The 8,326-nt window shown below is 67.5% G+C and carries 8 protein-coding genes; all 8 read right to left on the bottom strand.

Features of this window, described 5'->3' with window-relative positions:
* Positions 1 to 181 (bottom strand): quinol:electron acceptor oxidoreductase subunit ActD (locus tag WAS25_RS06025; RefSeq protein WP_422310616.1); only part of this gene is annotated, 181 nt, incomplete at its 3' end.
* The gene (nrfD, locus tag WAS25_RS06020; protein ID WP_422310615.1) at positions 174 to 1,577 is read right to left on the bottom strand and encodes an NrfD/PsrC family molybdoenzyme membrane anchor subunit; all 1,404 of its coding nucleotides are present in this window, start codon (positions 1,575 to 1,577) and stop codon (positions 174 to 176) included. The genes nrfD and WAS25_RS06025, both read right to left, overlap by 8 nt.
* Positions 1,567 to 4,566 carry a TAT-variant-translocated molybdopterin oxidoreductase gene (locus WAS25_RS06015; protein ID WP_422310614.1) on the bottom strand — a complete coding sequence of 1,000 codons (3,000 nt, stop codon included), beginning with the start codon at positions 4,564 to 4,566 and terminating at the stop codon, positions 1,567 to 1,569. Before WAS25_RS06015 ends, nrfD begins: the two co-directional genes overlap by 11 nt.
* Positions 4,567 to 4,570: 4 nt before the next feature.
* A complete protein-coding gene (locus tag WAS25_RS06010; RefSeq protein WP_422310613.1) occupies positions 4,571 to 4,762 on the bottom strand; it encodes a hypothetical protein in 192 nt (63 codons plus the stop codon).
* Between the two features lie 11 nt (positions 4,763 to 4,773).
* The gene (locus WAS25_RS06005) at positions 4,774 to 5,337 is read right to left on the bottom strand and encodes a cytochrome c3 family protein (RefSeq protein WP_422310612.1); all 564 of its coding nucleotides are present in this window, start codon (positions 5,335 to 5,337) and stop codon (positions 4,774 to 4,776) included.
* Positions 5,338 to 5,727: 390 nt separating this feature from the next.
* Positions 5,728 to 6,354, bottom strand: coding sequence for a Maf family protein (locus WAS25_RS06000; RefSeq protein ID WP_422310611.1), 627 nt, complete (start codon positions 6,352 to 6,354; stop codon positions 5,728 to 5,730).
* Positions 6,351 to 6,851: a GNAT family N-acetyltransferase gene (locus tag WAS25_RS05995; RefSeq protein WP_422310610.1), complete on the bottom strand. Its 501-nt coding sequence runs from the start codon at positions 6,849 to 6,851 to the stop codon at positions 6,351 to 6,353. Before WAS25_RS05995 ends, WAS25_RS06000 begins: the two co-directional genes overlap by 4 nt.
* The coding region (lnt, locus tag WAS25_RS05990; protein ID WP_422310609.1) for an apolipoprotein N-acyltransferase at positions 6,851 to 8,326 on the bottom strand (1,476 nt) is incomplete at its 5' end. The genes lnt and WAS25_RS05995, both read right to left, overlap by 1 nt.

Raw genomic sequence — 8,326 nt, 5'->3', positions numbered from 1 at the left:
CCAGCACCATGCCGCCCAGGGGCGACTTGCGCAGGCCCAGGGCCTCGTCGATGCCATGGATGGGATAAGGGGTGTAGGCCTCGACCGTGCCGAGGTTGGCGGCCCGGGCCTTGGGGATGGCCGCCATTAGGGCGTTGGGCGTGTCGAAGATGCCGAGGACGGCGTAGGAGGTCTCAGACATGGTGGTCATCTCCATGGTGAGAGGGCTGCGCGTCCGGCAGGATCGCCTTCACTTCGGTGGTTGCGATGACCGGCAGGACCCGGGCGAAGAGCAGGACCATGGTGAAGAAGAGCCCGAAGGTGCCCAACAGGATCCCGAAGTCCGTCATGGTCGGCTTGTAGATGCGCCAAGCCGAGGGCAGGAAGTCCTGGTGCAGGGAGATCACGATGATCACGAAGCGCTCGAACCACATGCCGACCGTGACGCCCAGAGCCACCAGGATCATCCAGAAGTAGCTGGTGCGGGCCTTCTTGAACCAGAGGATCTGGGGGAAGAGGATGTTGCAGAAGATGGTGAGCCAGCCAGCCCAGCCGTAGGTGCCGGTGATGATGTTCATGAAGCCGTGGTGGAGGAACTCGTTCATGGAATACCAGGCCGTGAAGCCTTCCATCATGTAGCTGTAGCCCATGATGCAGCTCATGGCGAGGATCACCTTGTTCATCACGTCGAGGTGGCGGTCGGTGATCAGGTTCTTCAGCTGCATGGTCTCGCGCACGACCACCAGCACGATCACCACCATGGAGAAGCCGGCGAAGATGGCGCCCGCCACGAAGTAGGGCGGGAAGATCGTCATGTGCCAGCCGGGCACCACCGAGGTGGCGAAGTCGAAGCTCACCACGGAGTGCACGGAGAGCACCAGGCCCGTGGCCAGGCCGGCGAGGAGCAGGTAGGCCTTCTCGTAGTGCTGCCAGTGCCGGGCGGCGCCGCGCCAGCCCAGGGACAGGATGGTGTAGATGACCTTGCGCAGCTTGCTGGTGGTCCGGTCGCGCATGGAGGCGATGTCGGGGATCAGGCCCAGGTACCAGAACATCAGCGACACAGAGAAGTAGGTGTTCACCGCAAACACGTCCCAGAGCAGCGGCGACCGGAAGTTGGTCCAGAGGGCGCGCTGGTTCGGGTAGGGGAAGAGCCAGTAGGCCAGCCAGGGCCTGCCCACATGGATGAGCGGGAAGATCACGGCGCACATGACCGCAAAGATCGTCATGGCCTCGGCGAACCGGGCGATGGCGTTGCGCCAGCGCTTGCGGAAGAGGAAGAGGATGGCCGAGATCAGCGTGCCCGCGTGGCCGATGCCCACCCAGAACACGAAGTTGATGATGTCGAAGGCCCAGAACACGGGGCTGTTGTTGCCCCAGGCGCCGATGCCCGTCACGAAGGTGTAGCCGATGAAACCGAGCCCGATGAAGAGGGCGGTCAGCGTGATGGCCAAGCCGATGTACCACTGCTTGGGGGGCCTGATCTCGGGGAAGGCGAGTACCTGGTCGTCCAGGCTGCCGGGGGTGACCACGCCCACCGTGAGCGCGGGCTCGCGCAGGCCCTCCGGAATGGCGCCGGTGGAGGCGGCGTCAGTGCGCATGGGAGCCTCCCTCGACGGCAGGATTCTTCAGGTCGGCCAGGTAGGTGATGGCAGGCTTGGCCCCCACCTCCTCCAGCACCCGGTAGGCCCGGCTGGCCGCCACCAACTGGGCGACCTTACTCTTGGGATCCTTCAGGTCGCCGAACACGATGGCATCCGAAGGGCATCCGGCCATGCAGGCGGTGGTGACCTCGCCATCGAGGATGCTGCGGCCCTCGCCTTTGGCGCGGATCTTCACGTCCTGGATGCGCTGCACGCAGAAAGAGCACTTCTCCATGACGCCGCGGGGCCGTACCGTCACCTCCGGGTTGTTCACGAGGGTTTCGGGCTCGGTCTTGGTGGCGGTGTATTCGAAGAAGTTGAAGCGTCGCACCTTGTAGGGGCAGTTGTTGGCGCAGTAGCGGGTGCCCACGCAGCGGTTGTAGGCCATCTGGTTGAGGCCGTCCGGGCTGTGGTTGGTGGCGTTCACGGGACAGACGGTTTCGCAGGGAGCGCTATCGCAGTGCTGGCAGAGCATGGGCTGGTGGACCACCTTGGGGTTCTCCAACTCGCCCTCGTAGTAGCGGTCGATGCGGATCCAGTGCATCTCACGGCCGCGGGCCACCTGCTCGGGACCCACAACCGGCACGTTGTTCTCCGACTGGCAGGCCACCACGCAGGCGGAACAGCCCGTGCAGGCCGCCAGATCGATGACCATACCCCACTTGTGGTCCGGGAACTTCTGCTCCTCGTAGAGCGAGACCAGCTCGGGCATGTGCCGATGCCCCTTCGGGTTGTGCTCGTATTCGTCCATGGTGAGGGAGCGGACGAGGTCACGGCCCTCCATGCGGTGGTGGCTCTGGGTGCGGGAGAGCTCCTTCCTGCCACCTGCCTTGGCGAGGCGCACCCCGTGGACGAGGTTCGCGCTGGCCGGGTCCAGGCCCATAAGGGGGAAGGCATTGACGCCCACGCCCTTGGCGACGCCGCCGGTGCCGCGGCCGTAGCCGAGGGCCAGCGTGAGCACGCCCTTGGCCTGGCCGGGCTGAAGGACCGCCGGAAGTCGCAGGGTGGCATCACCCAAGGTCAGGCTGACGAGATCACCCTCCTGAATGCCCAGGGCCTGGGCGTCCTGGACCGACACCAAGACCGGGTTGTCCCAGGTCATCTTGGTGATGGGATCGGGAGTTTCCTGGAGCCAGCTGTTGTTGGCATGGCGCCCATCATGGGTGGCGAAACCCGGGACGAGCACCAGCTCTAAGCCCTCGGCCCGGGCCCCGGCTGCCTTCTTGGCGGCGGCGGCCACGGAGGCCCCCTTGAACGTGGGTGCGGCACTCTTGTCATCGACCTTCACAAGGCCGTCGTGGAGGGCCTGCTCGAAGGACGTGGTGGCGGGCAGGTTCTTCTGCCAGCGGGCCTTGAGGTAGGCGTGGTAGCCATCCGGAGCCACGGCGCCGAGCGCCTTCAGGGCGCCGAGGAGGATGTCCTCGCCTTGGCGGGTGTCATAGAGGGTGCCCACGGTGGGCTGCTGAAGGACGGCGGCGCCCGGCGTGCTGAAGTCGCCCCAGCTCTCCAACCAGTGGCTCTCGGGAAGCAGCACCTGGCACTGGGCCGAGGTTTCGTCTTCCACCTGGCCGATCCAGGCGCGGAAGGGCACCTTGGTCATGGCCTGCTGCCAGGCCGAGGCCCTCGGGAAGGTGAAGGCGGGGTTCACGTCCCAGAAGATCGCGGCGGCATAGCGGCCCTCGGCCATGGCCTTCACGGCGGCCTCGAGGTCCCGGACCGTGGCGAGCGGCTCCGCGGCGCGAACAGCCACACCCTCGGAACCCAGCATGGCGTTAAGCAGGTGGGCGGCTTGGTGGGCCTCGGCGGGCATCTGGGCCCCGCAGAGCACCACGGCGTTCCGGCCCGCATGGTGGAGATCCTTGATCAGGTTCGTCCAGAGCTTGGTGTTCCCTCCAAGCTCCGCGGGCACGCCTGCCGAGATGGACGAAAGATCGGTGCCAGCTGGTAGGGCCACGCCCTTGGCGGCCAGTTCCTTCGCCAGGGCGAAGGCCACGGCCCCCAGGCGGGAAGGCGAGATGGGCACGCGCTGGTCGGCGTTGGTGCCCGTGAGGGTCAGGGGGCCTTCCAGCACCCAGAGGCGGTTGATGCTGTCCTTGGCGCTCTTCAGGCGGCGCTGGGCCCCCCAGGCTGAGAGGGACTCGGGGTCCTCGCCATTGAGGAAGTCGGCCCCCAAGGAGAGAATGGCCTTGGCCTTGGCCAGTCGGGGCTGCAGGTCCACGGCCTGGCCGAAGCTGGCCTTGGCGGCCTCCTCGGCGGCATCGCCGGCGGCGGGTTCATAGGACAGGTGCTCCAGGGTCGGCAGGGCGGCCTTGAGCTCTGCCAGCAGGGCCTTCCGGCTGGGGGAGACCACGGCCGGGGAGACCAGCAGAACCGCCTTGCCTGAGGACTTGGACGAGCGCAGGGCGTTGTGGAACTGGCCTTCGACGTCGGTCCAGCTTGTGGTCCGGCCTTCGGCCTTAGGGGCACGGAGCCGGTCGGGATCGTAGAGGCGCAGCACGTCGGCCAGGGTGCGGGGGCTGGTCTTGCCCTTCACGCCAGGGTGCTCGTCGTTGCCCGTGAGGTGGATGGGGCGGCCCTCCCGGGTCTTCACCAGCACGGGGTAGACTCGGCGGCCCTCGTGGGTGGCGCTGGCGTAGTGGTTGGCCACACCGGGCACGACCTCCACGGGACGCTTGGTGTAGGGCACGACCGTGCCCTGGCCCTTGCGGTCGCAGGCCACGGTGGCGGCTAGGGCGGCCGTGGCGCTAACCAGGCCCAGGAAGTCGCGGCGGGAGAAGCCGCTCTGGGGTGGCAGTCCGTGGACATCGTCATAGCTGGTGGGCACGGCACCCGGAAGGAACTCGTCGTGGGCGGCCGCCTGGGCTTCCGGCGTTTCGATGCGTTCCTCAAGGGTCCGCCAGAAGCGCGGAGTCTCGAGAGGGCCATGTTCGGGCAGTCGTGTCTTCATCGGGTCATCCGCGGCGCTTGATGGCGTGTTCGGGGGGCGTGATGGTGAGGCGGGAGACGGCGGGGGCAGGCGCCTCGACCGGGGTGTCCTGCCCAGGGGCGAACACGCAGCTCAGCGCGCGCTGGCCCAGCAGGAAGGGGCCGGCCAGCAGGGCCGTGGCGCGGTCCACGATCGGTTTGCGGGGAGTGTCGGCCATCGTCGAGTCTCCTAGCGGTGGCAGGCGGCGCAGTGTTCAGCGCCCTTGGTGATCTTCGAGCCCGGCGGCAGGGCCGCGTGGGGGTCCCTGTGGCAACCCAGGCAGTTGCCCATGCGCAGGCCCATCTCGCGGGTGAGCACTTTCATGGTCTGCACCTCGCCGTGGCAGCTCTGGCAGGCGATGCCCGCATTCACATGGGGGCGGTGGTCGAAGAAGACATGGTCGGGGAGGCTGTGGACCCGCTGCCAGGGCAGGGGCTCGCCGGAGTTGGCGATCCGGGCCAGCTTCTGGATGGCGGGCCGGTCCACCTTAGTGACCTTGTGGCAGTCCATGCAGAGGTCCGGGCTGGGAATGCCCGCATGCCGGGACTTGTCCACGCCCGAGTGGCAGTACTGGCACTGCATCCGCAGGGTGCCGGCGTGGAGTTCATGGGAGAAGGGGATGGGCTGCTCAGGGGCATAGCCCTTGGCGAAGCGGTCCGGCTGCGTGAACCAGCCCACGGTCAGGACGGTGGCCAGGACCGCCACGGCCGCGGCCGGCAGGACGAAGCGGAACGCCTGGTCGAATCGGTGCATGCACAACCCCTTGGAAAGCGCTGGCTCGCGGAGCAGGCCCGAGAGGCCATCAGGGAACGGTGTTTCAGAAGGACGAATCGGGGATCGGTGGGCCAGCGGAACATGGGGCCGGGGGGTCCCCCGGTGTCAGGCTGATCTGCTTGGACGAAAGGGTCCAAGTCTGTCTAATAAATTCTTAAGACATCATCCAAACCCGGGGTTACACCCCAAGGCGACAACTCGGCAAGTTGTGTCGCAGATCACGATGATAAGGCAGGGGAACCCGAAAGGTTACCTATTTTTTCTGAGGCGTTTCCAGACATTTAAGAGGATTTTGCGGTGGTCTATATCGGCATCGTCCGAAAGGACGATTTCCTCCATGACCGGGCGTCAAATCACTTGGTAAATCCGTCAGGCCTTCGGAAAACCCATCCAGGGCTTCAGCAGGCCCAGGTGGCCGAACAGGGCCCCCATCCGCTCCACGGGCAGCCCCATGACGGTGGAGAAGCTCCCCTCGACCGCCTCGATGAAGAGGGCCCCGATGCCTTGGATGGCGTAGGCTCCGGCCTTGTCCATGGGTTCCCGGGTGCCGACGTACCAGCGAATCTGGGCCTCCGTGAGCGGCCGGAAGAAAACCTGGGCCGTGTCCACGAAGCTGTGGGTGAGGTCGTTCCGCTGCAGGCAGAAGCCGGTGTGCACCTGATGGGCCCGGCCCTGGATCAGCGTGAGCATGCGGACAGCGTCCTCCACGTCCACGGGCTTGTTCAGGGTGTGGTGGTCCACGGCCACGGTGGTGTCGGCAGCCATGACCCAGCGACCGGGGTTGCGGGCGGCGATGACCTCGGCCTTGAGCTCGGCCAGCCGCAGCACCAGGTCGGAGGGATCCTCGTCGAGCAGGGGGGTCTCGTCCACCTGGGGGGCCTGCAGCTCGAAGGGGATGCGCATGGCCTCCAGCCAGTGGCGCCGCCGGGGACTCGCGCTGGCCAGGATGAGCGGCTGGAGGGCGATTTCGGCCAAGCCTGGCTTGGTGTCGGTCACCGGAGACCCCGGGCCTGGAGTTCGGCGGTCTTCACACGCATGTGGTGGCTGTCCACCTCCTGACCCGGCTGGAAGCCGAAGCGGGGGTAGAAGTCCGTCGCGTCCCGGGTTTCCAGCACGAAGCGATGCACCTCGCCAACCCAGGGGTGGCGCAGGGCCCACTTGACCAGTTCCGACGCGATGCCGTAGCTCATGAGGTCCTGGGCCACCACCACGTCGTAGAGCTTGGCCTCGTAGGCATGATCGGACCAGAGGCGCGTGGCCCCCACCAGCCGGCCGCCCATGTGGCCCTCCGGTACCAGCCGGGCCGTCAGCATGCGGGAGCAGGCCAGCAGACGCCGCCACTGCTCGATGGTCCGGTAGGCAGTCCAGTAGACCTCTTCGGCCTGGAAGAAGATCTGGAGCTCCCGGGGATCCACCGTCCAGGTCTCGTCGAAGAAGGCCACTGTGCCCTGAGGCGTCGCCAGTGGCTCGGGTACGAGGAAATCTCGATTCATCAGGGTTTCCGGGGCAAGGTCTTCCATCCTAGCAGGAGGCATCCCGCCAGAAGACCCGCCATCAGGAAGGGTAGGAGCCATGCCGAGCGCATGGGCGTGCGGACAGGCCGCCACTGGAGCTCCACGGCGTAGGCACCCTCGCTGAGGGGCTCGCCCCACAACTCGAATCGACCATCCTCCCGGAAGACGCCGGATTTTCCCGACAACGTGGCCCGGAGGAGGGGCACTCCCAGCTCCGAGGCCCGCAGCCGAATCTGGGCTGCATGCAGGTCTGTGGCGATGCTCCGGTCGAACCAGCCGTCGTTGGTGTGGTTGCTCAGCAGGTTGGCCTGGCCCAGGGCCAGGCCCCACCGGGTGCGCTCGGGCATCAGCGCCTCACTGCAGATCAGGGGGTGGACCCGCACGACGCCGGCCGTGGAGGGCACCACGAAGGCGCAGCCTTCCGTCAGCTCGCCCGCCTCCTGGGAAAGGAATCCCAGCTGCCTGTCCAGCCAGGTCCGGAGCGGAGCGGGGCCGGGCATGCGCTCGCCGAAGGGCATGGGCTCGGTCTTCGCGAAGAGGAAGGTGGGCCGCCCCGCCACCTCGCCCCGCACCAGGTTGAAGAGCCCGCCTTCGGTGCCGAAGAGCCAGGCCACCCCGCGGGAGGCGGCTTCGGCCCCGAGGCGCGGATCGGGCTGGCGGTCATCCCTGCCCAGGACCGAGCTCTCGGGCCAGAGCAGCAGGGTCGCGCGGCCGGATCGTGGCCAGCCCCGGGCCTGTAGCAGGGCATCGCTGCGCCGCCACATGTCGGCTTCCATGCCCACCCAGCGCTGACCTGCGGGGAAGTTGGGCTGGATCATCACCACGTCGAGGCTGCGGGCCGCCTCCCGGGGCAGCAGGTACCAAAATCCTCCAGCCACCACGAAGAAGCCCAGGGCCAGGCCTGGACCCAACAGGGCCCGGCGCGGGGAACCACCGCCGGCGAGAACCGCCGCGGTCCAGGCTCCCGCCGCCCAGGCCAGGGCTGACAGGCCCGAGGCGCCCACGAAGGCGGCCGAGCGGGCGGTCCATGGCAGGGCGCCAAAGGCGGCGCCCCAGGTCCAGGGATAGACGTGGAAGCCCCAGGTTTCCCAGGCGAGCAGGATCAGGGCCGCCGCCAGGGCGGCACCCAGGGCCCCAGTCCGGCGGAACATCCAGCGGGAGCCCACGGCCACCACCCAGAGTCCGGTGGCCTCCCAGGCGCTCAGCAGGAGCATGCCCGCCAGAGCCCCGCCGAAGGGCAGACCGCCTTTGCTGGCGAGGGTCTGGGGCACCCAGAGGTAGAGGAGGACCAGCCCGGCCACCAGGGTGAGCCAGGTCCAGACCGCATGCCGGCCTTTGAACAGTCCATCCAGCAGCAGCAGCGGAAACAGCAGGGCCATGACGGGTTCCAGCCAGCCGCCCAGGGCACCGGGAAAGCGGAAGGCCAGCACGAAGAGCACGGCCAGGACCAGGGA

Source organism: Geothrix sp., from assembly GCF_049292215.1.
Lineage (GTDB): Bacteria > Acidobacteriota > Holophagae > Holophagales > Holophagaceae > Geothrix.
Note: the sequence above shows the minus strand (reverse complement) of the source record. Positions and strands in the feature narration are given on the sequence as shown.